The organism is Streptomyces sp. TN58 (genome assembly GCF_001941845.1).
Lineage (GTDB): Bacteria > Actinomycetota > Actinomycetes > Streptomycetales > Streptomycetaceae > Streptomyces.
Genome location: NZ_CP018870.1, coordinates 7,340,000 through 7,366,903 on the forward strand (window position 1 = coordinate 7,340,000; position 26,904 = coordinate 7,366,903).

A 26,904-nucleotide genomic window follows, 5' to 3' on the forward strand; every position below is an offset into this window, starting at 1 on the left:
TACACGCGGCGTCGTTCTCGGCGTAGCGGATGACCGTGGAGACGGACGTTCCTGCCGAACTCGGCGCGGCTGAACGGTCGTGGTCTTGCGGCGTGCCGGCCGATGGCGGGAAAGAGACCCGGGGCGGACCGCCATGTCGTCTGGTGGGTCGAGGCCGGTTCCGAAGGGCAGTGGCGCTCGGTCTCCGAGCCCTGCAACGGGCGGTACACGGCACTGGAACGACTTCAGTGGTGCCGGGTGCCTGCCCCGCCCGCGGTGTCCTACCGCCTCGTCCGTATGACGACCCGGGTGACCACAGCCGTTGAGAACGTCTGAGCCCCTTGCGCCAGATCCGGAAAGTGCCCCCTGCAGCTTCGGCGTCGGGCCCGTCCCAGGCGGCGGGCAGGAACAGACGCCAGGACAGCGGGCACGAGGCGCTGTCGGAGGCGGCGTGGAGGCTGACGCCGATCTGGCAGTTGCCGACCTTGCCCAGGGTGCCCGAGTACTGCCGGGCCACCCCGGGCGAGGCACGTCCGTCCTTGGGAAAGCCGGTGTCGTCGACCCCCCACACCTGTGGCCACACCGCCACCACCGCCCGCCAGGCCGGCCGGGCCCGGACGTCCTCGACGGGCCAGGTCGAGGACGGCATGAACTGTTGCAGCCGCTGGTCTCGGAAGGCTGGTGCTGCGACCGCGAAGGTTCGCGGGCAAACCTTCGAGGAGGCTCAGGCGGCGGCCAGGGCCTCCAGGGTGGGGACCGTTTCGGCCGGACTCGGCAGGGCGGCGTTCTCCGCGCGCAGGCGTGCGGCGGCCTCGCGCAGGGACGGGTCGGAGACGAGGCGGGTGAGGAGGGCGGCATCCGCCTCGTCGGAGGTGGCCCGCAGTGCGGCGCCGGTCGCGGTGAGGGCGTCGGTGTTGGTGAAGTGGTCGGCACCCTGGGGGAGCAGGAGCTGCGGCAGGCCGGCCTGGAGGGCGGTCAGCAGGGTTCCCGAGCCGCCGTGGTGGACCAGTGCGTCCGAGGCGGTCAGCAGCTCGGCCAGCGGGACCCACGGCAGCGGGCGGACGTTGTCCGGAAGAGTACCCAGCGGCGCGAGGTCGGCATCACCCACCGCGAGCAGGAACTCGGCGTCCACCGACGCCGCCGCCTCGATCAGGCGGACGATGGCACGCACGCCGTCGAACTCGGTGAGCACCGTGCCCAGGGTGACGGCCACGCGCGGGCGGTCACCGCGGCTGAGCAGTTCCAGAGGGACGACGCCGCCCCCGTTGTATGGGACGTAGCGCATCCGCAGGCCGCCCGGATCGCCGCCGAGGGAGGCGGGGACGATGTTCAGCGCAGTGGACTCGGCGGGGCCGTCCACTCCGTACGCCTCGTACGCCTCGGTGAAGTTGGCCGCGAGCCGGCGGGCCATGTCGAGGCCGGAGGTGACGCCGAAGTTCTGGATCACCGACGGGATCTTGAGCTTGGCCGCGACCAGCGGGGCGGAGGCCTGGAAGGAGTCGTAGACCAGCAGGTCGGCACGCCAGCTCTCGGCGGCCTGGAGCAGACCGCCCACCGTGGGACGGGAGACGAGCGCGAAGCCGTGCGCAGCCCGGTCCAGGATCTGGTCTGGGGTCAAGTCAGGCGAGACGTAGCGCACCTCGTCGTCCGTGGACTCCTCGAACACGTCCCGGACACTGCGGCCGTCGCCTATCTCGACGAGCGGAAAGCCCGCCTGGCGCAACTGGTGCAGCGGCTGCGAGCCGGCGAACAACACGTCGTGGCCGGCGGCGCGTAAGGCCTGCGCCGTCGGGATCATCGGAAAGAGGTGCCCGGCCGAGGCCGGACCGGTGAAGAGTATCCGCACTGCTGCTTCTCCTTGCCCATGGTGTGTCGGTCGGGGCCCGCCGTGCGGCGCGCCCCGGTTCCATCCCTTGAACTCACGGGACGGCACGCGGGGTTCCCCGGCGGAGATCGAGAACCGGCCAATCCGGGAGGACCGTCACAGCGCGGACGACGTAGTCGACACAGGCGATGGCCGCCCGGCGCGGATCGCCGGCCTGGCGCTCGTACGCCCGCTGCTGCCCGGCGTGCGCGACCTACCGGACCCCGGGCCCCACGCCGGTCCAGGCCGGGCGTGATCGACGACGCGGGACACGCCCTCCCGTACGAGCAGCCGGAACTCCTGCGCGCTCTCCTCGCCGACCGGCTCGCCCGAGTCGAGCGCTCACTCTGACCGGCCGGAGCCGTACGTACGCCGCCTTCCACACGGCACGGCACCTACGGCATGTGAGGACGGCCGGGCGGCAACGGCGCTTTCCGGACGTTCGCGGGGCACGGCCCCCGCCGGGTGACAACAGGCCGCCGTTCGGGGCAGGCGCGGCAGTGGCTGCGACACGCAGACCGTGTGCCACCCCAGCGAACCCCAGCGAACCCCAGCGAACAGGAAGGAACGGCCATGCTGATAACGGTCACCCGCTCCGGAGGCTTCGCCGGCCAGGAGAAGCTCGGCGCACTCGACACCTCCGGCCGCACGGACGCCGCGGACCTGGAAGAGCTCGCCAAGCGGGCCGTCGCGCCCGTCGCGGACGGCTACCACTACCGGATCACCGTCGACGACGAGGTGCTCGACCTCCAGGACCCCTGCCTGTCCGACGCCCAGCGCACACTCATCCGAACCGTCCTCGGAGTGGGCGCCTGACCGGCCCGCTGCACCCAGGTCCCACCGCACGAGGAGCCGGCTCCGCACCGGGGCCGGCTCCACCCGGACGGATCTCCCCGCCGTGCCGGGGTGCGGCCGCCGCCCTACGCTCGGGGCATGCCACGCCGCCCGATGCGCATGTCCGAAGAGGCCAAGGCCGCGCTCGCCACCGCCTTGCAGAAGCTCCGGACCGATCTGCAGGCACGCCCGGTCTTCCCCGACCCCGTGCTCGCGGCGGCCGAGGCAGCCGCCCGCGCGCCCCGGCTGCCCGACAAGGACGCCACCGACCTGCCGCTCTTCACCATCGACCCGCTCGGGTCCAAGGACCTCGACCAGGCCATGTACCTGGAGCGGCGGCCCGGTGGCGGATTCCGGGTGCACTACGCCATCGCCGACGTGGCCGCCTTCGTCACCGCCGGCGACGCGCTCGACGCCGAGGCCCACAAGCGGATCGTGACGCTGTACTTCCCCGACGGCAAAGTGCCGCTGCACCCGCCCGTCCTGTCCGAGGGCGCGGCCAGCCTGCTGCCGAACCAGAAGGTCCCCGCCCTGCTGTGGGAGCACGACCTCGATGCCCACGGTGAGGTGACCAGGTCGTCGGTGAGCCGCGCCCTGGTCCGCAGCAAGGCCCAGTACGACTACACGGGCGTCCAGCAGGACATCGACTCCGGCACCGCCGAGGAGTCCGTCGCCCTGCTGCGCGAGATCGGCACCCTGCGCGAAGCCGTCGAGGCCGAACGCGGCGGCATCTCGCTCAACCTGCCGGACCAGGAGGTCACCTTCGCGCACGGATCGTTCCGGCTGAACTACCGGGCCGCACTGCCCGTGGACGGCTGGAACGAGCAGATCTCCCTCATGACCGGCATGGCCGCCGCCACCATGATGCTGGCGGGCGGCCCCGGCATCCTGCGGACCCAGGAACGGGCCCCGACCCACGAGGTCGCACGCCTGCGCCTCATCGCCCAGGGCCTCGGCATCGACTGGCCGCACCACGTGTCATACGCCGAGCTGATCCGCTCGCTGGACCCGCGGGAGCACAGGCACGCGGCCTTCCTCCACGAGGCGGCCGGGGCGCTGCTGCTGAAATCGGTCTACCGGTCCTTCCGCGACCACGACCAGATCCCCGCGCAGACGGTCCACGCGGCGATCGCCGCCCCGTACACGCACTGCACGGCGCCGCTCAGGCGCCTGGTCGACCGGTACGCCGGCGAGGTGTGCGTGGCCGCCGCCGCGGGCCAGGACACACCCGAGTGGGTGCTCGCGGCCCTCGACGCCCTGCCGGACACCATGGCGAAGGCGAAGGGCAGTGCGGCGGACCGGCAGTCCGTGGACCTGGTGGAGGCGGCGCTGCTCATGGACCGGGTGGGAGCCGTATTCGACGCCGTGGTCATCGACACCGACGCGGAGGAGGACCGGCCGAACCCGCGGGAGGGGAAGGTCCAGCTGGCGGAGCCCGCCGTGCTGGGCAGCGTCACTTCCGCCGCCGCCGACCTCAAGCTCGGTGCGAGCGTCCGGGTCAGGCTCGAACGCGCCGACCCCGCTTTTCCCGAGAAGAACAAGCGGGTCCTCTTCAGCCTGGTGCAGAACGGCGGCTGACCCCTCGTCGGCTGCCGGTGCCGGGCTGACGTAGCGTTCGGGCATGAGCACGCCCCCGCCCCAGCAGCACCCCGGCCCGTACGGGCCCCCGCAGCCCGCCCACCAGCAGCCCTTTCCGGCCCAGCCGTACCCCGCGCAGCCGTACTCCGGTCAGCCACACCCCGGGCAGCCGTACCCTGCCCAGCCGTACCCCGGCCAGGGCGCATGGGGTCAGCCCCCGATGGGTCCGCCGCAGCGCAAGAACCGGACGGGGCTGGTGATCGGCATCGCCGTGGGCTCGCTGGTGGTGCTCGGGGTCCTCGGGTTCGCGGCGAACCTGCTGACGGGATCCGCGGGCGGCTTCCCGGAGGCCACCCACCGCCTCACCGTCCCCAAGACCCTCCTGGACGGCAAGTACCAGCTGGACCAGGACCTTTCGGCCACCGCCGGCGAAGAAGCCCTGAAGGGCACGTACGACTCCAAGATCCGTGATCCGAAGCCGGTCGTCGGCCAGTACAGCTCCGAGTCCCCGCAGGGTACGGGGGCCCTCGTGCTCTCGGGCATGTACGGCCGGTTCAAGGACCCCGCGGGCGCCCGCAGGAAGATGCTCAAGGGGGCCGGAGAGTCCGACGGCGCGACGGTGGCGGTCCCCGCGAGGGACATCACCCCCGTCGGTTCCGACATCACCCTGTCCTGTCAGGTGCTGACCATGAAGCAGGGCGCGGCCGAGGGTTCCCTGCCGATGTGCGCCTGGGCGGACGCGAACACCGGAGCCTCGGTCGGATTCGTCACCCCCGAGACGGCGCAGCAGAAGCCCGCTTCCGTCGACCTCGCCGCGTTCGCCGCGGCCACCCTCAAGGTGCGCTCCGAATCCCGGCAGCCCATCGGCTGATCGCAGCCGGCGGCTCCCGACCGTCACAGAGTCCTGCCGAAGCCGTAGCCGACCCTCCCGGGATCGGCTACGGCTTCGTCGCGTGCGCAGTCCCGAACTCCGCTTGCTAAACGGACCGCCGGTCCGTAAGGTCACGATCATACGGACTAGCGGTCCGCTTATGCGGGCGGCCCGCGCCCCCCTCCCACCGGCAGACAGGAACCCCGAACGATGACGACGACGATCCCCATGACGGCCGCGGAGCTCTACCGCCACGGCCTGGAGCTGCTGTTGCGGTCGGACTTCGCCGCCTGGATCGACCTGTGGGACACCCGCGGCGTCCTCGAATTCCCCTTCGCCCCCGACGGCTGGCCCTCGCGTCTCGAAGGCAAGGCCGCGGTCGGCGCGTACATGCGCCACTACCCCGACCACGTCGACCTGTACGACTTCCCCGAGGTGATGATCCATCAGACCGCCGTCCCCGAAACGATCGTGGTCGAGATGCGCGGAGTCGGCCGCCTCGTGAAGACCGACACCCCCTACGACATGAAGTACATCGCCGTGGTCACGGTCGAGGACGGTCTCATCACCTCCTACCGCGACTACTGGAACCCCCTCGCCGCGCCCGGCACCGACTTCACCGGAGCGAACCGATGACGAACACCACCAGCACGAGCACGAGTGCGGGCACCGCAGCAGCCCCCGCCACCCTGGTCACCGGAGCCACCGGTACCACCGGCCGCCGCGTCACCGCCGGGCTGATCGCCGAAGGGACACGTGTCAAGGCGGCCGCCCGCACCGCCGGCCGGGGGTCCGCGCACACCGGCGCCGAGGCCGTCCGCTTCGACTGGAACGAGCCCGCGACCTGGACCGAAGCCCTGGACGGCGTCGACCGCGCCTACCTCGTTCCACCCACCGGCTCACCGGACCCGGCCGCCGTCATGCTGCCGTTCCTCCGCCAGGCCCGCGCGGCGGGCGTACGCCGCGCCGTGCTGCTCAGCTCCTCCGCGATCCCCGCGGGCGGCCCCGCCGTGGGCTGGGTCCACGAGCAACTGCCCGCCCTGTTCGAGGAGTGGGCGGTGCTGCGGCCCTCCTGGTTCATGCAGAACTTCGCCGGATCCGCCCCCCACGCGCGCACCATCCGCGAGGACGGCGCCATCCTCACCGCCGCCGGCGACGGCCGCGTCGGATTCGTCGACGCCGACGACATCGCCGCCGTCGCCGTACGTGCTCTGACCGGTGAACGGGCCCCCGACACCGACCTGATCCTCACCGGGCCGCAGGCACTCAGCTACACCGACGCCGCCGCGATCATCAGCGATGTCACCGGACGGCCCGTCGTGCACCGGCAGCTGACCTACGAGGAGCTGCGCGACCGGTGGGCGGCCCGGATACCCCTTGAGTTCGCCACCATGCTGGCGCGGATGGACCGTGCCATCGCCGAGGGGGCCGAGGACCGCACCTCGGACACCGTCGAGCGGATCACCGGCCGGCCCCCGGGCACTCTGCGCGCCTTCGTCGAACGGGAACTGCGAGCGGGCGCGAGCCGCGCACACGAACCGGCCGAATATCATTCCCCGGGGCCGCAGAGGCCGTAGACTTAAGGAGGACGAGTGGCCCGACGACCGGAGCCCGCGGAGCGTACGGAGCGCGCCGACGCCCAGCGCAACCGGGAAGCCGTCCTGGCGGCCGCCGACGCCCTCTTCGCCGCCAGCAGCAGCCCGCACAGCGTGTCGATGGACGACATCGCGGCGGCCGCGGGCGTGGGCAAAGGCACCCTCTTCCGCCGCTTCGGAGACCGCGCCGGCCTGATCGCCGCGGTGATCACCTCCCGCCTCGAACCGCTTCAGCACACGGTGCGGGAGGTGCAGGAGTCGACCGGTTCCGCACCGAGGCGGCGGGTGCTGGCCCTCCTCGACGCCTCGCTGACCTTCAAGATCGAGAACCGGCACCTCATGGCGGCCGCCGAGGACGCCGGGCTCAGCAGCCCCTACCAGGCCGCGCACTACGGCTGGTGGCACGAAACGCTGCGGGCGGCGCTCGACCAGGTACCCGGCGTCCACGACCCGGAATTCACCGCACACGCCCTGCTGGCCGCCATCCGCGCCGACCTCGTCGCACACCTGGTCGACGAACGGAAGATGTCCCCGGAGGCCCTGCGCTCCTCGCTCGCCGCCCACGTCGACAGGGTCCTCGGCGGAGACAGCGGTCAGTAGGCGCTCACTCCGGCCGGCCGGGAGGCCGGTAGCGGATCTGCTCGGCCTTGCGCAGCGCGTCCAGCGTGTCGTCGACGGAGAGGAGCACGGTCGTCTCGAACGAGCTGAGCGCCCCGCCCCCGCTGATCGCCAGCGCCACCGAGGCCATGGAGACGTTGTCGGGGGCCTCCCACAGGTTGTATCCGTCATGGCTGCCGAAGGCGTACCAGAAGCCGTGGAGCTTCCCGCCGACGGACTCGATGTAGGACCTGGCGGCCGTCGCGCGGTCCTCGGGGTGGCTCATCAGCCGTGCCCACGTCTCCGGGGTGTAGCTGAACCTCGACAGGTAGAGCGGCATCGTGCACCTCGTTTCCGTTGTGTGGAAGAGGTGCCCGCAGCCGCCCGGGGAAGGGCCCGTCAGGTCCCCGGATCCCCCGAACGGCCGCCCCCGAACGGGCCGCCCCGCGGCCCGCGCGACGGCGAGGTGCCCCCGGGCCGCACGCGCCGGGGGCACCTCGGCCCGTACGCCGCTACGGCGACGCCGCCGCCGGCATGACGTGGCCGAGCAGGCCCTCCCGCACGTACGGCCCCTCGCAGTCGGCGCGGTTGGAGACGAAGTGGTCGAAGACGGACGGTATGTAGCACCGGTAGAGGGGTACCGAGCCCGGCACCGCCTCCGTGTACACGTAACCGATCGCGCCGAGGGGCTGCTGCCCCTCGCAACCCGGATCGGGGGTCAGCAGCGAGTGGTTCGCCGCCTTGCACTCGTACAGCCGGACCGTGCCGGGCGCCGGGTCGCGCAGCACCTTCCAGACCGCCTCGTGGGTGAAGCCGGCGGGCAGCGGCCGTGGGGAGGCCAGGTGCCCGGCGTGCGGACGGTAGCCGCGCACCAGGGGCGCGTACGGGGTGCTGTGGCCGTGGGCGCGCCCCCATGTGCGCAGGTAGCCCTCGGCGCCCTGCATGAGCTCGTCCACCACGTCCTGGCCGCCGGTGACCCGGATGTCCTCGATCCAGTCCGGCACGAGGCCGTAGTGGGCGCCGCCGCCGTCCGTGTTGACGTCCCACACGCGCGAGCCGGTGACCTGCCGGTCGAGGAGCGAACCGCCGTCCGCGCTGCGGAAGGGATAGCGGACCTGCTCTCCGCCGGCGGCCCGGGGGCCGGGCAGCCAGGCGAAGCCGTTCATGTCGGTGCCGATGCCGTACCCCGCGCCGTACCGGGCGCGCAGGGCGGCGTGTTCACGCGCCTCGGCGGCGAACGCGGGGGCCTCGTACATGTGGCCCGTGATGAAGCCGCCCAGGCGGTAGACCCGCTCGGTCCAGTTCTCGTCCATCCAGCCGTGCGTGGACAGCACCCCGGAGTAGCGCTCGGCTTCGAGCACGCGCAGCGCCTGGTTCGCGGCCTTGACGCTCATGTGGTCGATCTCCAGCATCATGCCGCGCTTCGTCATGCCCAGCACCGCGTACTCGCCCAGCGCGGTCAGCCCGCGGCGGTTGCACTGGGCAGCGGCCTGCATGGAGGGGCCGCCGTACTCGGGGAGCTCCACGCCCTCTGGCAGGGCGGCCCGGATCCGGGCCGCCGCCTCCGCCTCCGACGGCGCGGTTCCGGCGCCCGCGGGGCCGGCGGCTGCGGCGGTGGCAGCCGCGGCGTGCCCGGCGTGCCCGTCCGGTCCCGCGGCCGGCCCGAAGCCGATCGGGTTGTCGTGCTCCGGCCCGGTGCACGGCTCCGTGCTCCAGAAGGTGCCCGTCGACAGGAACTGGCCCGCGTTGACGGCCATCCCCTGGGTGCCCGAGTCGAACCGTACGCCGCACAGCGCGTTGTCGAACTTGTGGCACAGGAACATGCTGCGCACACCCAGACGGTGCAGTTCGTCCAGCCCGCGGTCGATGTCGTCCATGGTGCAGCGGGCGCTGTCCAGCACCTGCTTGCAGCCGAACGGCTCGGAGGTCTCCACCCCGAGGACGACGGCCAGCTTGCCCTCTTGGATGACCTTGCGCGCCTGGCCGGGATCGGTGACGACCCGGAACCAGCCCTTGCCCGCGCCGCCGTACATGGTGTCCACGTAGGCCTGGAGCTCGTACGTCTTCTGGATCTGGAGCCGGATCGCGCTCATCTCGTCGCAACCGCGGTCCTTGAAGAAGTACAGCGAGCAGATCACCCCGTTGGTGACCATGTCGTTCACCAGGACCCGCTGGCCGCCCCGCCAGGCCCGCTCCACCCACGCGTAGTACGTCTGCTGGTGGGTGGCGGAGTCATGGGCCGGCCAGTCGCGGAACGTCGGCCAGCCGTTCGGGTCGTGCCTGCCGTCACCACCCTTGGTGATCATGTCGAAGAGGGCGAGGACCCCGTTCGGATAGTGCTCGGGACAGTCCTTCAGCGCGTCGGCCACGCCCGCGGTGGAGAAGGCCTTTCCGCATACCAGCCGCCCGCCGAAGCCCTCGTCGGACATCAGGTGGACATGCCCGTCCACGTATCCGCGGACGCGGCCCTGGTCGTCCGTCCCGGTGAACGGCGCCCCGGTGACGTTGACCTGCGAGTCCGGGGCCGGGCGGGCCACCGGCTCCCACCACTGCGGCCCGGCGGGCGCGCCGGCGGCCGCCGGGCCGAGGGCCAGCGTCACCAGTGCGAGGACCAGGCCGATCAGGAGGTACCGGTACCGGCTCCGTTTAGAGGCTCTTCGTCGGTTCATCCCCATCCCTTCCACGAAGCGTGCACGACACTGCGGAGATGGTCTTCGTCGGTCCCGGACACCGCCTGCGCGCCCGCGGGGGTCACCCCGGCCGGTCGGCCGCTCCCGCCGCCGCATGCGCACGGACCAGGGACAGATAGTCCGCCGCCAGGCGGTGGCAGTCACCCGGCCACCGCGCCGAGACGTAGTTGCCGTCCGTGACGGTGAAGCCGCGCCCGGGCCGGGCGGCGGTGTCGCGGACGGGCAGCGGCGGACCGGCCAGGAAGTGGCTCGGATCGGCGAGCGCCGCGGTGACCTCCTGCTGCACCGTCGCCTGGTACGTCCGGTAGTAACGGCCGAGCCAGAGGCGGGTGAGGTTCCACCCCGTCAGCTCCAGCAGGGACGTCAGAGCCGTGGTCCGCCGGCCGTGCAGCACCGAGCGCCCGGTGGCGGGATCCTGCGCCCTGGCGGCGAGCAGCACCCCGTGGCAGACGGCCCCCACCGGCAGCCCCCGCGTGAAGACCCGCGCGAACAGCCGCTGCGCGGTGGCGTCTTCGAGCAGCGTCCGCATCCGGGGGGCGTGGCCCCCGGGTACGAACAGGCCGGTGATGTCGGACGGCTCGGCCTCCGCTTCGGCTTCCGTGTACGAGAAGGGGGCGAGGAAGGAGGGGTCCTCGGTGAGGCGGCGGTAGGCGGCCAGCTCGGCGCGGCGGGTCATCAGCCACGGCGACAGCCAGGAGAAGCCGAGGTCCGTGAGGCGGGGGTCGGCGAGCGCGACCTTGCCGTCCGGGGTCGCGAACCGCACCTCGAAGCCGGCGTCCCGCAGCGCGGCCCACGGCACCGCGGCCTCGGTGGGGTCGTAGTCGCCTGCCGGGAGCAGGAAGAGAATCACGGCGTACTCCTCTGAGCGCTGGTCATCAGGGCAGCGCGTTCGCTTCCGCGGCCCCGGGGGCCCGACCCCCTGATCTCCTCGGTGTCCGAAGGACGACCCTAGAAGGGGCCGGTGGCGCCGTCATTCACTCCGACGGCCAAGGCGTTGACTCCCCGGACCGACTTGCCGGACCGGCGTCCGCCCGCCGCCGCCCCCGCACCGCGGGCAGCCCGTCCCGCGGACCCTATTGACGCGGGTGGTGCGCCCGCCTTGACTGACGGCCGTGTCCATCCCAGAGCCCACCCCCCTCACCGGGCCCTCCCTCACCGGACGCTCCCTCACCGGGCCCTCCGTCAACGCGTCCTACGCCCTCGCCGTCCTGAGCGCGACGGCCGAGGCGGGCCCCGGCGGCACCGACTCCTGGGCCATGCCCACGGACCGGCTGGAGTACGGCGAGATGCGCGCCCTGTGGGACGAGGTGCTGACCGCCCGCGACGCGGGCCCCCACACCGGGCTTCTCGTGGGCGACCGCCTACGGCCCGACGGCCTGCACATCCTCGGCCACCTGATCCTCACCTGCGCCAGCCTCGCGGACGCCGCGCGGGCGGCCGAGCGCTACCACCCCCTGGTGAGCCAGGCGGGCACGGTGACCCTGCGCCGCCTGGGCGGCGTCGGCCGCATCTGCTACCGGCCGACCGTCGGCCCGACCGCCATGCTTCCCCAGCAGGTGGAAGCGGTCGTCAGCAGCATGGTGCGGGCTGCCCGCTGGATCACGGGCGACGACTGGGCACCGGTGGCCGTGTCGTTCGCCCACCCCCGGGCGGGCGCGGCCGAGCCGTACGCCCGCGTCTTCGGCTGCCCCGTCACCTTCGGCGCCCCGGAGAACGCGATCACCGTCACCGGCGAGGACCTCGACCGGCGCCGTCCCCTCTACGACCCGGCGCTCAACCGCCTCCACCAGGCCTACGCGGACCGCCTCCTGCACCAGCTGTCCGCGGCGTCCCCGACCGTCGCGGAGCGGGTCCGGCAGTGGCTGGAGCACGCCGCGCTGGAGGAAGCGGACCCCGAGGGGCCCGCCCGCCAGCTCAACCTCAGCGTCCGCACGCTGCGCAGGGCCCTGCACGCCGAGGGCACGACGTGGCGCGCGCTCCTCGACACCGCCCGCCACGGCCGGGCCAGGCGGCTGCTGGAGACCACGGCCCTGCCCCTGGACCGGATCGCCCCGCTCGTCGGCCTGAGCGGGGCGACGGCCCTGGTCCGCGCCTTCACCCGGTGGGAGGGCATGCCACCGGGCGCGTACCGCAGCCGGTACCGGTGCTAGGGTCTGTATCGAGTTGCCCCGCGGCGTCGCGACGCCCGGCACGCACCCTCGGCGCACGAGCCGAATGCCCTGGTAGCTCCGCTACGAGGACATTCGTCCCGCACGCCGAGGGCACGCACCGAACGCCGCTCCTTGCTCCACGGGGCAACTCGATACAGACCCTAGGGCGTGCTGCGACCGGCACCGGAATGTCCGGCGGCCGGATTCCCGGCCTCGGACGAGATGTGCCGTACCCGGTCACGCACGACGACGCGGGCGGTGCCGCACGAGCGGCACCGCCCGCTGTCCGCTCCCGGGCAGCGTCCTCCGCGAGCGGTGCGGCCGGACGGCTGTCGGCTACCTGCTTCCGGCCGGGGTGCCGTCGCCGTCCAGCATGAGGGTCAGGCGCGCCGCGAAGAACATGGCCGCGGCCGCCGCGACGATGCTCAGTGCGTCGGCCGCCATGCCCACGGTCACCGCGTCGAGGAAGGGACCGAGGCCCTCGGCCCGCCGGTAGCTGACGCTCGCGTACCGGCCCAGCACGATCGAGCCGGCGAACGCCGCCCACCAGAGGTTCAGGGGCCAGAAGGGGCCTGCGGCACCCCGCAGGCCGACGGTCCAGGCCTCGTTGGCGATCCGGTACGGCACCCAGAGGAAGGCCACCGGGATGAACCAGCCGCCGATCGCCCAGCCCGGACCCCGGCGGAACGCCGTGGGCGCCAGCATGCCGGCCCGCAGCCGGACGCGGTGGAACCACATGATGAAGACGACCGCGCACACGAGCACGGTCACCATCTGGTACCCCTCCACCCTGGTGAACATCGAGTTCAACGCATCCCACCGCTCCTCGGGGACATACGCGAACTCCCCGTCCCCCTCCACGGCGAAGTGCGCCCGGAAGCCGGCGTACAGGGAGAGGACGTCGCCCGCCGCGGCCGCCGTCAGCGTGGCGTGGAGCACCCCGAGCAGCGCACGTCGGGGACTGGGGGACGGGCGGGCCAGCGGCGGACGAGGGCGGAGGTCGTTCGGATGGGACGAGGACATGACGCTGGAACCCCCCACGGGCACGCTGGAGCAGACGCCCGAGGATGAGCGCGCAGAGGGAATTTACGGCAGCGAGCACCCACCCGTCCACCGAGAAACCGCAGGTCCCCGGCCTGCACCCCGGCTGTCGGCCACTATCCGCACCCACCGCGCAGACCTCGCCCGCGCATGAACGCGCCGGTTGCGGAGATACGAGCGGCACAGGCGGCCATGACGGGCCGCCCCCTGCCGGAAGGAACCGGGCGTGACCGACAACTCCCGTACGGACGTGCTCCTCGACCCCCGACACGACGCGCCGCTCGTCGGACCGTGCCGCTCCGGGGAACGGGAGGTCTTCGAGCGGGGCGCGAACGAGCCGGCCGAAGCCGCCCGCAAGCGCGAACAGGCCGCCAAGGCCGTCTGCCACCGCTGTCCGGTCCGCCTTCCGTGCCGCCGCCACGCCCTCGCCGCCCGGATCCCGCACGGCGTACGCGGCGGCCTCACCCCGGACGAGCGCCACCTCCTTCTCGTCGACAGCCTGGGGGCATGACCAACCCCCTCACCCCCCGCCCTCGGGTCCCTTCCAACTGCTGCCCATCGTCGAGTGGTGTTCGACCGGCCGGTCCGTCCCGAGTTTCGCCCAGATCAGGAACGCGCACGTCCCCACCCCCAGCAGACCGGCCGGTATCAGTACAGCAAGCAGCCAACCGAGCATGACGACCCCCATGTCAGCTTCCCCACACCCTGTCCTATCAGGATAAACGCTCCCACTGACACTCCCTCAGGACCGCGCGGGAGCCCGCCCGCACGACGCCCGCGGGCTCCCGCGCCACGCCGGCCGCCCCGCTCCCGAGCGCTCTGCATAATTCGTCATGTGCCTGACAGCAGGCGCTCGCACTCCCACGCACGGCACCACACCCCGAAGGGAGCGACCGGTACATGACCAGACCCGAGAGCGCCGGACACGGCGACGCGGACGAGAGCGAGTACGACGTCGTCGTCTGCGGAGCCAGCCTCGCCGGCAGTGCCGCCGCCATCCTGCTGGCCCGGCGCGGTGTCCGCGTCGCACTGCTGGAACGGCGTTCGGACCCACAGGCGTACAAGGTGCTCTGCACGCACTCCATCACCGCCAACGCCTACCCCGTCCTGGACGAACTCGGCCTCGTGCCCGCCATCGAGAAGGCCGGAGCCGTCCGCAACGAGGTGCGCTGGTACACCCGTTGGGGATGGATCGAGCCGCGGGCCGCGCCCGGCGGACCCGAGCTGCCGTACGCGTACAACATCCGGCGCAGCACCCTCGACCCGATGCTCAGGTCCCTCGCCGGCCGGACTCCGGGCGTCGATCTGCTGCTCGGCCACCACGTGACCGGACTGGTCCGCGAAGCCGGTCGGACCGTGGGCGCACGCGTGAAGGAGCCGCAGGGCGAGCGTGAGATCCGCGCCCGCCTGGTCGTCGGCGCGGACGGCAAGGACTCGGCCGTGGCGAAGTACGCGGGGGTGCCCGGACGGCGGTACGAGAACGGGCGGTTCGGCTACTTCGCGCACTTCCGCGACCTCCCGCTGCCGGGAGGGCTCGGCCACACGTGGTTCCTCGATCCCGACATGGCGTACGGGTTCCCCAACGAGGACGGCGTCACGGTCATCGCGGTGCTCCCCGGCAAACAGCGGCTGCCCGCCTTCCGCGACGACCTGGAGGGCAGCTTCCTCGCATTCGTCCGCGCCCTGCCCGAGGCGCCGCCCATCGACTCCGCCGAACGCATCACGAAGATCACCGGCACTGTCGACCACCCGCTGCACACCCGCAAGCCGACGGCTCCCGGCGTCGCGCTCATAGGTGACGCCGCCCTGACCGGCGACCCCCTGTGGGGCGTGGGGTGCGGCTGGGCCCTGGAGTCCGCGCAATGGCTGGCGGAGGCCGTCGCCTCCGCCGCGACCGGCCGCGGCGACCTCGACGGTTCCCTCGTGGCCTACGAACGCAGACACCGCCGCTCGCTGCGCGGACACCAGTACCTGGCGGCCGACTTCGCCAGGGCCCGCCCCTTCAACCCCATGGAGAGGCTGATGTTCTCGGCGGCGGCGCGCGACGCATCGCTGGCGCGCCACATGCACCTCTTCGGATCCCGCCTGATCGGGCCGGCGAGATTCCTCAACCCCGCGGCCGTGGCCAGGGCCGCGACCGTCAACATCAAGCACCGTCGTGCGGCCGCGCGACCACCCGCGCACGTGTGACACCCACGGCCCTGACCCCGTCCGTACCTGCCCCTCCCGTTCCGCCCAGGCCGGCGCCCCCGCGCCTGGGCGGCACGCAGGTCGGCGCCTCACGATGTCCGAAATGTAAATAAATGACCCAAGTCCCTGTGAGGTGACGGAAAGTGACTCCCGTCACTTCCAGGGGCTGATGGGGCATGCGTTCGGAGGACCGGGGCATGCGCGCCCGATGACCACCACCGCGGGCAGGCCGCGGTGCCCGATTCGGAGGTACAGCGCGTCGTGTCCGAGCAGCCGACCATCCACATCGCCGGGACCTGGCGTTCCGCGATATCAGGAGCCACCCGAGAGGTCCTCGACCCGGCGGACGCCACGGTCCTCGCCGTCGTCGCCGAGGGCGGCACCGCGGACACCGACGCGGCCGTCAGCGCCGCCCGCGCGGCCTTCGACGGCGGGGAGTGGCCGCGGACGCCCGTCCTGGAGCGGGCCGCACTGCTGCGCCGCACCGCCGTCCTGCTCCACCGCGACCGCGAACGCCTCGCCCTGCTGGAGAGCCGCGACGCCGGCAAGACGCTCGAAGAGGGCCGCGTGGACGTGGACTGCGTCGCCGACGCCTTCCTCTACTTCGCCGACCTCGTCTCCGGCGAGAACGCGGGCCGTGTGGTCGACGCCGGCAACCCCGACATCCACAGCGTCGTCGTCCACGAACCCGTCGGGGTCTGCGCCCTGATCACCCCCTGGAACTACCCGCTCCTCCAGGCCTCCTGGAAGATCGCCCCGGCCCTCGCGGCCGGCAACACCTTCGTGATCAAGCCCAGCGAGATCACCCCCCTGTCCACGGCCGCCCTCATCGGCCTGCTGGTGGAGGCCGGCCTGCCGGCCGGTGTGGCGAACCTGGTCACCGGCGCCGGCGACCCCGTCGGCGCCCGCCTCGCCGCCCACCCCGACGTCGACCTCGTCTCCTTCACCGGAGGTCTCACCAGCGGTACGAAGGTGATGCGCGCGGCCGCCGACTCCGTCAAGAAGGTCGCACTCGAACTCGGCGGCAAGAACCCCAACATCGTCTTCGCCGACGCCTGCACCACGCAGGACGGCTTCCACACCGCCGTCGACCAGGCGCTCAACGCCGCCTTCATGCACAGCGGCCAGGTGTGCTCGGCGGGCTCCCGCCTCATCGTCGAGGAGAGCGTCGCCGAGCGTTTCGTCGCCGAACTCGCCCGCCGAGCCGACCGGATCCGCCTCGGCCGCGGCACCGACCCGGGCGTGGAGTGCGGACCGATGGTGTCCGCCGCCCAGCGCGAACGCACCGAGGAGTACGTGGCCTCCGCCCTCGCGGAGGGAGCCGTACTGCGCTCCGGCGGCGTACGACCCGACGAGCCGGGCTACTTCTACCGGCCGACCGTCCTGGACCGCTGCCACCGGGAGATGCGCGTCGTACGGGAAGAGGTCTTCGGGCCCGTCCTGACCGTCGAGACCTTCCACACCGAGGCCGAGGCCGTCGCGCTCGCCAACGACACCGAGTACGGCCTGGCCGGCGCCGTGTGGACCACCGACGCCGGACGCGCCCGCCGCGTGGCGGGCCGGCTGCGCCACGGCACCGTCTGGATCAACGACTTCCACCCCTACCTCCCGCAGGCGGAGTGGGGCGGCTTCGGCAAGTCCGGCATCGGGCGCGAGCTGGGCCCGTCGGGCCTGGCCGAGTACCGCGAGACCAAGCACGTGTACCAGAACCTCGCTCCGCGCCCCGTGCGCTGGTTCGCGGGCTGAAGGAGGAGCAGCGCATGACCACATCCACACCCACCCCCGCACCCGTCCCCGCGCCCGCGGACCGGCACGAGTCCCTGCCCGAGTACCGGTACGACTACGTCGTCGTCGGCGGCGGCACGGCCGGCTCGGTGATCGCCTCCCGCCTGACCGAGGACCCCGACGTCACCGTCGCCGTCATCGAGGGCGGCCCCAGCGACGTCGACCGCCCCGACGTGCTCACCCTGCGCCGCTGGATGGGCCTGCTCGGCGGCGAACTCGACTACGACTACCCCACCACCGAGCAGCCCCGCGGCAACTCGCACATCCGCCACAGCCGCGCCCGCGTCCTCGGCGGCTGCTCCTCGCACAACACCCTGATCTCCTTCAAGCCGCTCCCGTCCGACTGGGACGAGTGGGAGGAGGCGGGCGCCGAGGGCTGGCACGCGTCCGCCATGGACCCCTACTTCGACAAACTGCTCAACAACATCGTCCCGGTGGCCGAGAAGGACCGCAACGCCATCGCGCGCGACTTCGTCGACTCCGCTCAGAACGCCCTGGGCGTCCCGCGCGTCGAGGGCTTCAACCGCAAGCCCTTCCACGAGGGTGTCGGCTTCTTCGACCTCGCCTACCATCCCGAGGACAACAAGCGCTCCTCCGCCTCGGTGGCCTACCTCCACCCCGTCATGGACGAACGCCCCAACCTCCGCATCCTCCTGGAGACCTGGGCCTGCCGCCTCGAACTCGACGGCACCCGGGCGCGCGGAGTCCGCGTACGAGCCGCCGACGGTACGGAGTCCGTCGTCACCGCACGCCGCGAGGTGATCGTGTGCGCCGGCGCCGTGGACACCCCGCGCCTCCTCCTGCACTCGGGCATCGGCCCGCGCGCGGACCTCGAAGCCCTCGGCATCCCGCCGGTGCACGACCTGCCCGGGGTCGGGGAGAACCTTCTCGACCACCCCGAGTCGGTGATCGTGTGGGAGACCGACGGCCCGATACCGGAGAACTCCGCGATGGACAGCGACGCGGGACTCTTCGTCCGGCGCGACCCCGAATCCGCCGGACCCGACCTGATGTTCCACTTCTACCAGGTCCCCTTCACCGACAACCCCGAACGCCTCGGCTACGAGCGCCCCGCGCACGGAGTGTCGATGACCCCCAACATCCCCAAGCCGCGCAGCCGTGGCCGCCTCTACCTGACCAGCGCGGACCCCGAGGTCAAGCCCGCCCTGGACTTCCGCTACTTCACGGACGAGGACGACTACGACGGCCGGACCCTGGTCGACGGCATCAAGCTCGCCCGGAAGATCGCCGCGACCGAGCCGCTCGCCGGCTGGCTCGGGCGCGAGGTGTGCCCCGGCCCCGACGTCACCGGCGACGAGGAGCTGAGCGCCTACGCCCGCTCCGTCGCGCACACCGTCTACCACCCGGCCGGCACCTGCCGGATGGGCGCCGCGGACGACCCCGGAGCCGTCGTCGGCCCGGACCTGAGGATCCGCGGACTCGAAGGCATCCGCATCGCGGACGCATCCGTCTTCCCGACGATGCCCGCGGTCAACCCGATGATCGGAGTGCTCATGGTCGGCGAGAAGGCAGCCGAACTCATCACCGCGGACGGCGGTACCCGATGAACACCACCGCCACCGCCCCGGCGCCCGACGGTGCCCCCGACTCCGCCGCAGAGCCCGTCTTCTCCGTGAACGGCCTCTGGAAGGTCTTCGGCCCCGACAAGGCCGCCGCGAAGGTCCCCGGCTCCGCCGACGCCGACCTGCCCGCCGCCGAACTGCGCGAGCGCACCGGCTGCACCGCGGCCGTCCGCGACGTCACCTTCGACGTCCGCAAGGGCGAGGTCTTCGTCGTGATGGGCCTGTCCGGCTCCGGCAAGTCCACCCTCGTACGCTGCCTCACCCGGCTGATCGAGCCGACCGCCGGAAGCCTCGCCATCGACGGCGAGGACGTCCTGGCCATGGACGCCACCCGGCTCCGCACCCTGCGCCGCCACCGCGCCGCCATGGTCTTCCAGCACTTCGGACTGCTCCCGCACCGCACCGTCCTCGACAACGTGGCGTACGGACTGGAGATCCAGGGCGTCGGCCGCGGCGACCGCCGCGACAAGGCCGCCGAACTCGTCGCCAAGGTCGGCCTGGACGGACTGGAGCACCGGCGCCCCGGCCAGCTCTCCGGCGGCCAGCAGCAGCGCGTCGGCCTCGCCCGCGCCCTCGCGGCCGACCCCGAAGTGCTCCTGTTCGACGAGCCGTTCAGCGCCCTCGACCCCCTCATCCGTCGCGAGATGCAGGAGGAGGTCGCCCGGCTCCACCACGAGGAGGGCCGCACCATGGTCTTCATCACCCACGACCTCGCCGAGGCCCTCCGCCTCGGCGACCGGATCGCGCTGATGCGCGACGGCCGGATCGTCCAGCTCGGCACACCCGAGGAGATCGTCGGCTCGCCCGCCGACGACTACGTACGGGACTTCGTCCGCGACGTACCCCGCGAACAGGTCCTCACCGTCCGCACCGCCATGCGCCCGCCCACCGGCACCGAGGCGGAAGAGGGCCCCGCCCTGGCGCCCGCCACCACCGTCGTCGACGCCATCCAGGCCGTCGCGGTCAGCGGCGGACCGGCCCGCGTCGTCGACGGCGGCCGCTGCCTGGGCGTCGTCGACGACGCCGGGCTGCTCGCCGTCGTCGCCGGGCTCCCGGCCCCGACCGGACGGGGGGTGGCGGCGTGACCGGCCCCGCCCGTCCCCCGGTCCCCGTCCCCGGCACACGGAGGTGGTGCGCATGACCGCGACCCCTGCCCACACGACAGCCCCCGCCGAGACCCGCATCCCCGGCTCCCGTGCCGCCGCCCCCTCCGCGGCCGTGCCGGCCGCCACACGCGCCGACGGCCCTGCCGCCTCCGGCACCGCGTCCACCGCACCCACCGCGCCGGACCGCCCCCGCAGAGGTCCGCGCGGCCTGGCCGCGGGCCGCGCGTTCCTCCTGCCGATGGGTGTCGCCGCCGCCCTGCTGATCCCCCTCGCCCTCGCCTTCCCGGGCGCCGGCAGCTGGCCCGCCGCACTGGCCGTGGACCTCTCCGGCCCGCTCGGCCGCGCCGGCGACTGGATCATCGACCACCGCGACAGCCACCCGCTGTTCCTCCACTTCTTCGGCCACGTCAGCAACGCCGTCGTGGTGTCCGTCCGCGCCGTGTACCTGCTCCTCCTGGCCGCCGGCTGGACCGGGGTCACCGCCCTGGCCGCCCTGGTCGCCTGGCGCCTCGCCGGTGTCCGCCTCGCCGCGACCTGCGCCGCCGCCTTCGCGGCCTGCGGACTGCTCGGCATGTGGGTGCCGACCATGCAGACCCTCGCGCTGATGGTCGTCGCCGTCACCGCCTCCGTCGTACTCGGCGCCCTGCTGGGCCTCGCCGCCGGGCTGTCCCCGCGCGCCGACCGCGTACTGCGCCCCGTACTCGACACCATGCAGATCCTGCCGGCCTTCGCGTACCTGCTGCCGATGGTCCTGGTCTTCGGTATCGGCGTACCCGCCGCAGTCCTCGCCACCGTGGTCTACGCCGCCCCGCCCATGGCCCGCCTCACCGCCCTCGGCCTGCGCGAGGCCGACAAGGGCGTCATGGAAGCCGCCGCCTCGCTCGGCGCCACCGGACGCCAGCGGCTGCTCACCGCCCGACTGCCGCTCGCCCGCCGCCAACTCCTCCTCGGCGTCAACCAGGCCATCATGACGGGACTGTCCATGGCCGTCATCGCCTCCGTCATCGGCGCGGGCGGCCTCGGCGACCGGGTCTACCAGGCCCTCGCCACCGTGGACGTCGGCGCCGCCCTCGCCGCCGGCATCCCGATCGTGCTGCTCGCCGTCGTGCTGGACCGCATCGCCGACGCCGCGGGCCGCCGCCTCGGCGCGGACCCCGTACCCCTCGACGAACAACACCTCCTGCGGCGGGTGTTCTCCGGCTGGTACGGCCGCCTGCTCACCCTCCTCGCGGCGGTGGCCGCCGCCGTCGCCGGCCGGATGGCCGGCACGCCCGTATGGCCCGAGTCCTGGACCGTCTCCGTCGCCGATCCGGTGAACTCCGCCGTCGCCTGGATGACCGACCACCTCTACTCCGGCGTACCCGTCGTCGGCGGCACCGCCGACTGGGCCGCCCGCTTCACCGGCTGGATCCTCGACCCGCTGCGCAGCGGACTCCAGGCCGCCCCGTGGTGGCTGCTCCTCCTGCTGGCCTGCGCGCTCGGCCTGCGCACCGGCACCTGGCGCACCGCCGTCACCGCCGTCCTCGCCCTCGGCGCGGTCGGCGTGCTCGGCGTATGGGAAGCCTCCCTGGACACCCTGTCCCAGGTCCTGGCCGCCGTGGCCGTCACCCTCGTACTCGGATTCGCGATCGCCGTGGGCGCCGCGCGCAGTGCACGCGCGGAGCGGATGCTGCGGCCCGTACTCGACATATGTCAGACCCTGCCCCAGTTCGTCTACCTCATCCCCGTCGTCGCGCTGTTCGGCGTCGGCCGCGCCCCGGCCGCCGCGGCCGCGATCGTGTACGCCCTGCCCGCCGTCGTCCGGATCACCGTCCAGGGCCTGCGCGAGGTGGACCCGGCCGCCGTGGAGTCCGCCCGCTCGCTCGGCGCCACCCGCGCACAGCTGCTGCGCCAGGTACAGCTGCCGCTCGCCCGGCCCGCGCTGCTGCTCGCCGTCAACCAGGCCGTCGTCCTCGTCCTCGCCGTCGTCATCATCGGCGGCCTCGTCGGCGGCGGCGCACTCGGCTACGACGTCGTCCTCGGCCTCGCGCAGGGCGACCTCGCCACCGGCCTGGTGGCAGGCGCGGCGATCGTCTGCCTGGGCCTGCTCCTCGACCGTGTCACCCAGCCCGCGAAGGAGGCCTGACATGCGCGACACCCGTCACCGGCGCCCCATGCGCCACCGCCGCGGCGCGGCCGTCCTCGCCGCCGCCACCGGACTCGCCGTCCTCACCGGCTGCGGGGCCGCCGACATGACCCGCCAGTCCTCTCCGTACGCCGCCGCCGAAGGGGCGAAGACCGTCACCCTCTCCGTCCAGTCGTGGGTCGGCGCCCAGGCGAACACCGCCGTCGCCTCCTACCTCCTCGAACACGAGCTGGGCTACCGCGTGGACACCGTCCAGGTCGACGAGGTCCCCGCCTGGGACGCCCTCAGCCAGGGCCGCGTCGACGCGATCCTGGAGGACTGGGGCCACCCCGAGCAGGAGAAGCGGTACGTCGAGGGCAAGAAGACCATCACCCGCGGCGGAGACCTGGGGGTGACGGGCCACATCGGCTGGTTCGTGCCGACGTACTTCGCGCAGGAGCATCCGGACGTCACCGACTGGAAGAACCTCGACAAGTACGCCGACCGGCTGCGCACACCGGAGAGCCGCGGCAAGGGCCAGCTGATGGACGGCTCACCGTCCTACATCACCAACGACAAGGCGCTGGTGAAGAACCTGGACCTGGACTACGAGGTGGTCTTCGCCGGATCCGAGGCCGCCCAGATCACCCAGATCAAGCAGTTCGCCAAGGAGCGCAAGCCCTTCCTGACGTACTGGTACGAGCCGCAGTGGCTCTTCGAGCGCGTCCCGATGACCGAGGTGAAGCTGCCGGAGTACACCGAGGGCTGCGCGGACGACCCGGAGAAGGTGGCCTGCGCCTACCCGCACACCCCGCTGCAGAAGTACCTCAACACGCGCTTCGCCGAGTCGGGTGGAGAGGCCGCCGACTTCCTGAAGAAGTTCCACTGGACGAAGGAGCAGCAGAACGAGGTCTCGCTGATGATCGCCGAGGAGAAGCTGTCCCCGCAGCAGGCGGCGAAGAAGTGGGTGGAACGCAACGAGGCCGTCTGGAAGCCCTGGCTGACCTGACCTACGCCCGACGTGACCGGCCCGTGCCCTCCCCACCTGGTGGGGAGGGCACGCCCACACCTCCCGCCGCGGGGGACGGCGCTGCGCCAACCTGGCAGGGTGTCCGGGACCCGTGCCCCGATGGCCCTGTGGAAGGGCCCGGTCCCGCGTACGGTCGGGGGACCGGGTCCTCTCGACGCCAGTGACGGGAGCAGTCGTTGCTTCTCTACGCCCAGACCCCCGCGCGCCGCAACCGCCAGATCCTCGCCGACCTGACCGCGCTGCTCCTGATCGCCGCCGCGGTGGCGTTCGCCCTGGCCGTCCATGACGCGATCATGCTGCTGGCCGAGCCCGGACGGAAGGTGGAGAGTTCCGGTGACAGCCTGGCCGCCGCCCTCGACGACGCCGGCGAGACCGCATCACGGGTGCCGCTCGTCGGCGATCTCCTGAAAACCCCCTTCCGCTCCGCGGCCGAGGCCGGTACCGGGATCGCCGACGCCGGACAGTCGTTCCAGGACATCGTCGGCCAGGTGGCCTTCCTGGCCGCGCTCGCGCTGATCGTCGTCCCCGTGTCCTGCGTCCTCCTGTTGTGGCTGCCCCTGCGGCTGCGCTGGATCCGCCGCAGCGCCGCCGTCCGGAGCCTGCTGACCGCCCCCGGCGGCGCCGACCTGCTCGCGCTGCGCGCCCTCACCGGTCCGCCGGGCGACCTGTCCGCGATCCCGGCCCCGCCCGGCGGCTTCGCGGACGCTTGGCGCCGCGGCGACCCCGAGGCCATCTCCGCCCTGTCCGCGATCGCACTCAGGCGGGCCGGCCTGCGCCCCTGACGGCGCGGGCGGCCGAACGCCCCGTCCGGCCGCCCGCGCACGGGTCTGCGGGGCCGGCGGCGGTCTGGAAGGATCAAGGCCTACGGTGCCCTTGACCCATGTGATGAGGAGGATCTGATGAGCGTGGCCGACGGGGGGCGGCAGTGGCCGGACGAGGTCAGCGTCGAGAACGCGAGGGCGACACTGCTGCAGCTCCTGGCGCGGGCGGGGGTCCCGTCCGATGACGCACGGCAACTGATCGGGCTCCTGGAAGCGGGCGCGCTGGCGCTCGCGCACGGGGAGCTGAGCGGCGCCGGCGGCCCCACCCGCACCGTGCCGGGGGACGGGGACCGGGACCGGGACGAGGACGAGGGCGAGGACAAGGCGTACGAGTCGGGTCGGCTCGACGGGGCCCGGGAGGTCCTGGACGAGCTCGGCGCCGTCACCGAGCGGGCCCTGGCACGGGCCGTGGGTGCGGAGGGCGAGCCGGGCCCGGCGGGGGAGCGGCCCCGGCCCCGGCGCATGGAGGTGGAGCGGGCGCGGGTGGCGCTCACGCCCCTGTACCTGACGTTCACCACGGTCTCGGAGCTGGACCCGGAGGTGACGGACGAGGTCCTCGCCGCCGTCCTGGGCACCATGAGCCCCCGGCAGCGGGCCGGATACGCCGGACGGCTGACGGAGTTCGCCGCGGACCACCGGGCCCGGCTGGAGCGGATGTTCGCCGGGTACGGGCCGGACAGCGCCATCACGATGCACGGCCGGTATTCGCTCCTGCACTCCGCCACGAGCATCGCCGTGCTGGAGCGGCTCGCCGCCGCCCCGCGGGAGCTGCGGGAGGAGTGGGACGCCGTGGAGCTGCCGCCCGCATGGCTGGACGGGCTCACCACCGCCTGGAACGCCCCCGCCTGACCCACCTGCCGGCCTCGCTGACCTCCGCCGTCCGGAGACCGCCCGCCGGGCGGCGGGGCCGCCCTGCCCGGCGGGTCGGGAATACCGCGGACGCACCCCTCGTTCCCACGCATAGTTGAATCGTAAACAACCCTGGGAAGGGGAGCCATGCAGTTCGGAATCTTCACCGTCGGCGACGTCACGGCCGATCCGACAACCGGACGCGTGCCCAGCGAGCACGAACGCATCAAGGCGATGCTCGCCATCGCGCAGAAGGCGGAGGAGGTCGGCCTCGACGTCTTCGCAACCGGCGAGCACCACAACCCGCCGTTCGTGCCCTCCTCGCCGACGACCATGCTCGGCTACATCGCCGCCCGCACCGAGAACCTCATCCTGTCGACCTCGACGACGCTGATCACCACGAACGACCCGGTGAAGATCGCCGAGGACTTCGCGATGCTCCAGCACGTCGCGGACGGCCGCGTCGACGTGATGACGGGCCGCGGCAACACCGGACCGGTCTACCCCTGGTTCGGCAAGGACATCCGCGACGGCATCGACCTCGCCATCGAGAACTACGCGCTCCTGCGCCGCCTCTGGGACGAGGACTCCGTCACCTGGAAGGGCAAGTTCCGTACCCCGCTGCAGTCCTTCACCTCCACTCCCCGCCCCCTCGACGGCGTCGCCCCCTTCGTCTGGCACGGCTCCATCCGCTCGCCGGAGATCGCCGAGCAGGCCGCCTACTACGGCGACGGCTTCTTCCACAACAACATCTTCTGGCCGGCCTCCCACACCGAGCAGATGGTGAACCTCTACCGCCGCCGCTACGCCCACTACGGCCACGGCACCCCCGAGCAGGCCGTCGTCGGCCTCGGCGGCCAGGTGTTCATGCGCAGGAACTCGCAGGACGCGGTGCGCGAGTTCCGCCCGTACTTCGACAACGCGCCGGTCTACGGCCACGGCCCGTCCCTGGAGGAGTTCACCTCCCAGACGCCGCTGACCGTCGGCTCGCCCCAGCAGGTCATCGAGCGGACCCTGTCCTTCCGGGACTACGTGGGCGACTACCAGCGCCAGCTGTTCCTGATGGACCACGCGGGCCTGCCCCTGAAGACCGTCCTGGAACAGCTCGACCTGCTCGGCGAAGAGGTCGTGCCGGTGCTGCGCAAGGAGTTCGCGAACCTGCGCGCCCCCGGCGTGCCCGACGCGCCGACGCACTCCGCCCGCGTGGCAGCGGCGGCGGCCCGAAAGGCCCCGCAGCACGAGAACACCTCGCAGCAGCAGACGCAGGAGGCACAGGCATGAAGATCGTCGTCGTATCGGCCGGGCTGAGCTCGCCCTCCTCCACGCGACTGCTCGCCGACCGGCTCGCCGCCGCGACCCTGGAGCACGTCGACGCCGAGACCGAGGTCGTCGAGCTGCGGGACCTGGCGACACAGATCGCCCAGCACCTCGTCACCGGATTCCCGTCCGCCCGGCTGGCCGCCGCACTCGACGCGGTGGCCGCCGCGGACGGGCTGATCGCCGTGACACCGGTGTTCGCGGCCTCGTACAGCGGACTGTTCAAGTCGTTCTTCGACGTCATCGACAAGAACGCCCTCACCGGCAAACCGGTGCTCCTGGGCGCGACAGGCGGCACGGCCCGGCACTCCCTCGTCACCGAACACGCCCTGCGCCCGCTCTTCACCTACCTGCGCGCCCTCGTCCTGCCGACCGCCGTGTACGCGGCCTCCGAGGACTGGGGCGGGGAAGGGTTGGCCCAGCGGATCACCCGCGCGGGCGCAGAGCTGGCACGCTTCACGGCCGCCGGCACGGCCGCCACAGTCGCGGCCCCGGCCGTCCAGCACGCCGGCCCGGGTGGCGCCGTCGACGTGGACACCGCCGCCGCCATCGCCCCCCGCTCGCTGACCGGGGCCATCACGTCCGTGGACCCGGCGGAGGGCTTCGTGACCGTGCCCTTCGAGCAACGCCTGGCCGCACTGCGCGTCCCCTGACGCCGGCCCTCCACGCCCGCCCTGTCCACGGTCACGGCACCGTGGACAGGTGCGGACCGACACGAACCCGTCGCCACCGCGGCGCGCCGCATACGGCATCTCGGCGTGGCGGCCGGGCACGGGGCACCATGGCAGGCGCCCCATACGCCCGTTCCCGCTCCCGTCCCGCTCCCGTGGAGGAGGCGCCGTGCACGTCGCTTCGCCGCCCGGCGGTGGCCCCGCCGCGCCGCACACCCGCCGGACTCACCCCGCGCACACCCCCGCGCC

The 26,904-nt window shown here is 72.9% G+C and carries 23 protein-coding genes, 1 pseudogene and 1 riboswitch; of the genes and pseudogenes, 18 read left to right on the forward strand and 6 right to left on the reverse strand.

Annotation, left to right across the window (positions count from 1 at the left end):
* Positions 1 to 352 precede the first annotated feature (352 nt).
* Positions 353 to 646 (reverse strand): annotated as a pseudogene (locus tag BSL84_RS35830) (transposase); the annotation flags it as partial.
* 57 nt (positions 647 to 703) lie between these two features.
* Positions 704 to 1,825 (reverse strand): nucleotide disphospho-sugar-binding domain-containing protein, encoded by a 1,122-nt coding sequence (locus BSL84_RS33310; protein ID WP_075971881.1) that lies wholly within the window; start codon positions 1,823 to 1,825, stop codon positions 704 to 706.
* A gap of 591 nt (positions 1,826 to 2,416) precedes the next feature.
* Between BSL84_RS33310 and BSL84_RS33315 the strand changes: the two genes are divergently transcribed.
* The 6 genes from BSL84_RS33315 (at position 2,417) to BSL84_RS33340 (ending at position 7,321) form a co-directional block, all read left to right on the forward strand.
* On the forward strand, positions 2,417 to 2,659 hold the full coding sequence (locus tag BSL84_RS33315) for a protealysin inhibitor emfourin (protein WP_030026511.1): 243 nt from the start codon (positions 2,417 to 2,419) through the stop codon (positions 2,657 to 2,659).
* 117 nt (positions 2,660 to 2,776) lie between these two features.
* Entirely contained in the window at positions 2,777 to 4,255 is a 1,479-nt protein-coding gene (locus BSL84_RS33320; RefSeq protein WP_075971882.1) for an RNB domain-containing ribonuclease, read from the forward strand.
* Positions 4,256 to 4,298: 43 nt separating this feature from the next.
* Positions 4,299 to 5,126: a hypothetical protein gene (locus BSL84_RS33325; RefSeq protein ID WP_045323242.1), complete on the forward strand. Its 828-nt coding sequence runs from the start codon at positions 4,299 to 4,301 to the stop codon at positions 5,124 to 5,126.
* A gap of 210 nt (positions 5,127 to 5,336) precedes the next feature.
* Positions 5,337 to 5,762 carry a nuclear transport factor 2 family protein gene (locus tag BSL84_RS33330; protein ID WP_030026515.1) on the forward strand — a complete coding sequence of 142 codons (426 nt, stop codon included), beginning with the start codon at positions 5,337 to 5,339 and terminating at the stop codon, positions 5,760 to 5,762.
* Positions 5,759 to 6,703 carry an NAD(P)H-binding protein gene (locus BSL84_RS33335; protein ID WP_075971883.1) on the forward strand — a complete coding sequence of 315 codons (945 nt, stop codon included), beginning with the start codon at positions 5,759 to 5,761 and terminating at the stop codon, positions 6,701 to 6,703. Before BSL84_RS33330 ends, BSL84_RS33335 begins: the two co-directional genes overlap by 4 nt.
* 15 nt (positions 6,704 to 6,718) lie before the next feature.
* The gene (locus tag BSL84_RS33340; RefSeq protein ID WP_030026519.1) at positions 6,719 to 7,321 is read left to right on the forward strand and encodes a TetR/AcrR family transcriptional regulator; all 603 of its coding nucleotides are present in this window, start codon (positions 6,719 to 6,721) and stop codon (positions 7,319 to 7,321) included.
* A gap of 4 nt (positions 7,322 to 7,325) precedes the next feature.
* On the opposite strand, the gene BSL84_RS33345 is transcribed toward BSL84_RS33340, so the two are convergent.
* The 3 genes from BSL84_RS33345 to BSL84_RS33355 all read right to left on the reverse strand — a co-directional run bounded on the left by BSL84_RS33345 (position 7,326) and on the right by BSL84_RS33355 (position 10,858).
* On the reverse strand, positions 7,326 to 7,658 hold the full coding sequence (locus tag BSL84_RS33345) for a GYD domain-containing protein (RefSeq protein ID WP_030026520.1): 333 nt from the start codon (positions 7,656 to 7,658) through the stop codon (positions 7,326 to 7,328).
* A gap of 172 nt (positions 7,659 to 7,830) precedes the next feature.
* Positions 7,831 to 9,987 carry a hypothetical protein gene (locus tag BSL84_RS33350; RefSeq protein ID WP_075971884.1) on the reverse strand — a complete coding sequence of 719 codons (2,157 nt, stop codon included), beginning with the start codon at positions 9,985 to 9,987 and terminating at the stop codon, positions 7,831 to 7,833.
* A gap of 82 nt (positions 9,988 to 10,069) precedes the next feature.
* Entirely contained in the window at positions 10,070 to 10,858 is a 789-nt protein-coding gene (locus BSL84_RS33355) for a type 1 glutamine amidotransferase domain-containing protein (RefSeq protein WP_075971885.1), read from the reverse strand.
* A gap of 262 nt (positions 10,859 to 11,120) precedes the next feature.
* Between BSL84_RS33355 and BSL84_RS33360 the strand changes: the two genes are divergently transcribed.
* Positions 11,121 to 12,158, forward strand: coding sequence for an AraC family transcriptional regulator (locus tag BSL84_RS33360; RefSeq protein ID WP_051873365.1), 1,038 nt, complete (start codon positions 11,121 to 11,123; stop codon positions 12,156 to 12,158).
* Positions 12,159 to 12,351: 193 nt separating this feature from the next.
* Positions 12,352 to 12,414: riboswitch (guanidine-III (ykkC-III) riboswitch) on the forward strand.
* 80 nt (positions 12,415 to 12,494) lie between these two features.
* On the opposite strand, the gene BSL84_RS33365 is transcribed toward BSL84_RS33360, so the two are convergent.
* Positions 12,495 to 13,097, reverse strand: coding sequence for a DUF4328 domain-containing protein (locus BSL84_RS33365; protein WP_051873596.1), 603 nt, complete (start codon positions 13,095 to 13,097; stop codon positions 12,495 to 12,497).
* Positions 13,098 to 13,425: 328 nt separating this feature from the next.
* Here BSL84_RS33365 and BSL84_RS33370 point away from each other — a divergent pair, with 328 nt between their 5' ends.
* The 11 genes from BSL84_RS33370 to BSL84_RS33420 all read left to right on the forward strand — a co-directional run bounded on the left by BSL84_RS33370 (position 13,426) and on the right by BSL84_RS33420 (position 26,637).
* Positions 13,426 to 13,710, forward strand: a complete 285-nt coding sequence (locus BSL84_RS33370) for a WhiB family transcriptional regulator (RefSeq protein WP_051873597.1) — start codon at positions 13,426 to 13,428, stop codon at positions 13,708 to 13,710.
* Between the two features lie 389 nt (positions 13,711 to 14,099).
* The gene (locus tag BSL84_RS33375) at positions 14,100 to 15,389 is read left to right on the forward strand and encodes an NAD(P)/FAD-dependent oxidoreductase (protein ID WP_075971886.1); all 1,290 of its coding nucleotides are present in this window, start codon (positions 14,100 to 14,102) and stop codon (positions 15,387 to 15,389) included.
* A 261-nt stretch (positions 15,390 to 15,650) separates the two neighbouring features.
* Positions 15,651 to 17,135: an aldehyde dehydrogenase family protein gene (locus BSL84_RS33380; RefSeq protein WP_075972365.1), complete on the forward strand. Its 1,485-nt coding sequence runs from the start codon at positions 15,651 to 15,653 to the stop codon at positions 17,133 to 17,135.
* 14 nt (positions 17,136 to 17,149) lie between these two features.
* Entirely contained in the window at positions 17,150 to 18,742 is a 1,593-nt protein-coding gene (locus tag BSL84_RS33385) for a GMC family oxidoreductase (RefSeq protein WP_078849148.1), read from the forward strand.
* On the forward strand, positions 18,739 to 19,842 hold the full coding sequence (locus BSL84_RS33390; protein WP_075971887.1) for a quaternary amine ABC transporter ATP-binding protein: 1,104 nt from the start codon (positions 18,739 to 18,741) through the stop codon (positions 19,840 to 19,842). Before BSL84_RS33385 ends, BSL84_RS33390 begins: the two co-directional genes overlap by 4 nt.
* Before the next feature lie 259 nt (positions 19,843 to 20,101).
* Complete coding sequence (locus tag BSL84_RS33395; RefSeq protein ID WP_420711208.1) at positions 20,102 to 21,988, forward strand: ABC transporter permease; 1,887 nt, start codon at positions 20,102 to 20,104, stop codon at positions 21,986 to 21,988.
* Between the two features lie 28 nt (positions 21,989 to 22,016).
* Positions 22,017 to 22,976 (forward strand): ABC transporter substrate-binding protein, encoded by a 960-nt coding sequence (locus BSL84_RS33400; RefSeq protein WP_030031051.1) that lies wholly within the window; start codon positions 22,017 to 22,019, stop codon positions 22,974 to 22,976.
* A gap of 197 nt (positions 22,977 to 23,173) precedes the next feature.
* On the forward strand, positions 23,174 to 23,779 hold the full coding sequence (locus tag BSL84_RS33405) for a hypothetical protein (protein ID WP_075971888.1): 606 nt from the start codon (positions 23,174 to 23,176) through the stop codon (positions 23,777 to 23,779).
* 117 nt (positions 23,780 to 23,896) lie between these two features.
* Entirely contained in the window at positions 23,897 to 24,667 is a 771-nt protein-coding gene (locus BSL84_RS33410; RefSeq protein WP_045323227.1) for a hypothetical protein, read from the forward strand.
* Between the two features lie 147 nt (positions 24,668 to 24,814).
* Positions 24,815 to 25,948: an LLM class flavin-dependent oxidoreductase gene (locus BSL84_RS33415; RefSeq protein ID WP_045323226.1), complete on the forward strand. Its 1,134-nt coding sequence runs from the start codon at positions 24,815 to 24,817 to the stop codon at positions 25,946 to 25,948.
* The gene (locus BSL84_RS33420) at positions 25,945 to 26,637 is read left to right on the forward strand and encodes a CE1759 family FMN reductase (protein WP_075971889.1); all 693 of its coding nucleotides are present in this window, start codon (positions 25,945 to 25,947) and stop codon (positions 26,635 to 26,637) included. The genes BSL84_RS33415 and BSL84_RS33420 overlap by 4 nt, the downstream gene beginning before the upstream one ends.
* Positions 26,638 to 26,904 lie beyond the last annotated feature (267 nt).

Bases quoted from the DNA above. Each gene is read 5' to 3' on its own strand.
- BSL84_RS33375 (WP_075971886.1), top strand. From the start codon at position 14,100: ATGACCAGACCCGAGAGCGCCGGACACGGCGACGCGGACGAGAGCGAG.
- BSL84_RS33390 (WP_075971887.1), top strand. From the start codon at position 18,739: ATGAACACCACCGCCACCGCCCCGGCGCCCGACGGTGCCCCCGACTCC.
- BSL84_RS33320 (WP_075971882.1), top strand. From the start codon at position 2,777: ATGCCACGCCGCCCGATGCGCATGTCCGAAGAGGCCAAGGCCGCGCTC.
- BSL84_RS33395 (WP_420711208.1), top strand. From the start codon at position 20,102: ATGGGTGTCGCCGCCGCCCTGCTGATCCCCCTCGCCCTCGCCTTCCCG.
- BSL84_RS33350 (WP_075971884.1), bottom strand. From the start codon at position 9,987: ATGAACCGACGAAGAGCCTCTAAACGGAGCCGGTACCGGTACCTCCTG.
- BSL84_RS33415 (WP_045323226.1), top strand. From the start codon at position 24,815: ATGCAGTTCGGAATCTTCACCGTCGGCGACGTCACGGCCGATCCGACA.
- BSL84_RS33335 (WP_075971883.1), top strand. From the start codon at position 5,759: ATGACGAACACCACCAGCACGAGCACGAGTGCGGGCACCGCAGCAGCC.
- BSL84_RS33345 (WP_030026520.1), bottom strand. From the start codon at position 7,658: ATGCCGCTCTACCTGTCGAGGTTCAGCTACACCCCGGAGACGTGGGCA.
- BSL84_RS33325 (WP_045323242.1), top strand. From the start codon at position 4,299: ATGAGCACGCCCCCGCCCCAGCAGCACCCCGGCCCGTACGGGCCCCCG.
- BSL84_RS33420 (WP_075971889.1), top strand. From the start codon at position 25,945: ATGAAGATCGTCGTCGTATCGGCCGGGCTGAGCTCGCCCTCCTCCACG.
- BSL84_RS33330 (WP_030026515.1), top strand. From the start codon at position 5,337: ATGACGACGACGATCCCCATGACGGCCGCGGAGCTCTACCGCCACGGC.
- BSL84_RS33385 (WP_078849148.1), top strand. From the start codon at position 17,150: ATGACCACATCCACACCCACCCCCGCACCCGTCCCCGCGCCCGCGGAC.
- BSL84_RS33400 (WP_030031051.1), top strand. From the start codon at position 22,017: ATGCGCCACCGCCGCGGCGCGGCCGTCCTCGCCGCCGCCACCGGACTC.
- BSL84_RS33410 (WP_045323227.1), top strand. From the start codon at position 23,897: ATGAGCGTGGCCGACGGGGGGCGGCAGTGGCCGGACGAGGTCAGCGTC.
- BSL84_RS33315 (WP_030026511.1), top strand. From the start codon at position 2,417: ATGCTGATAACGGTCACCCGCTCCGGAGGCTTCGCCGGCCAGGAGAAG.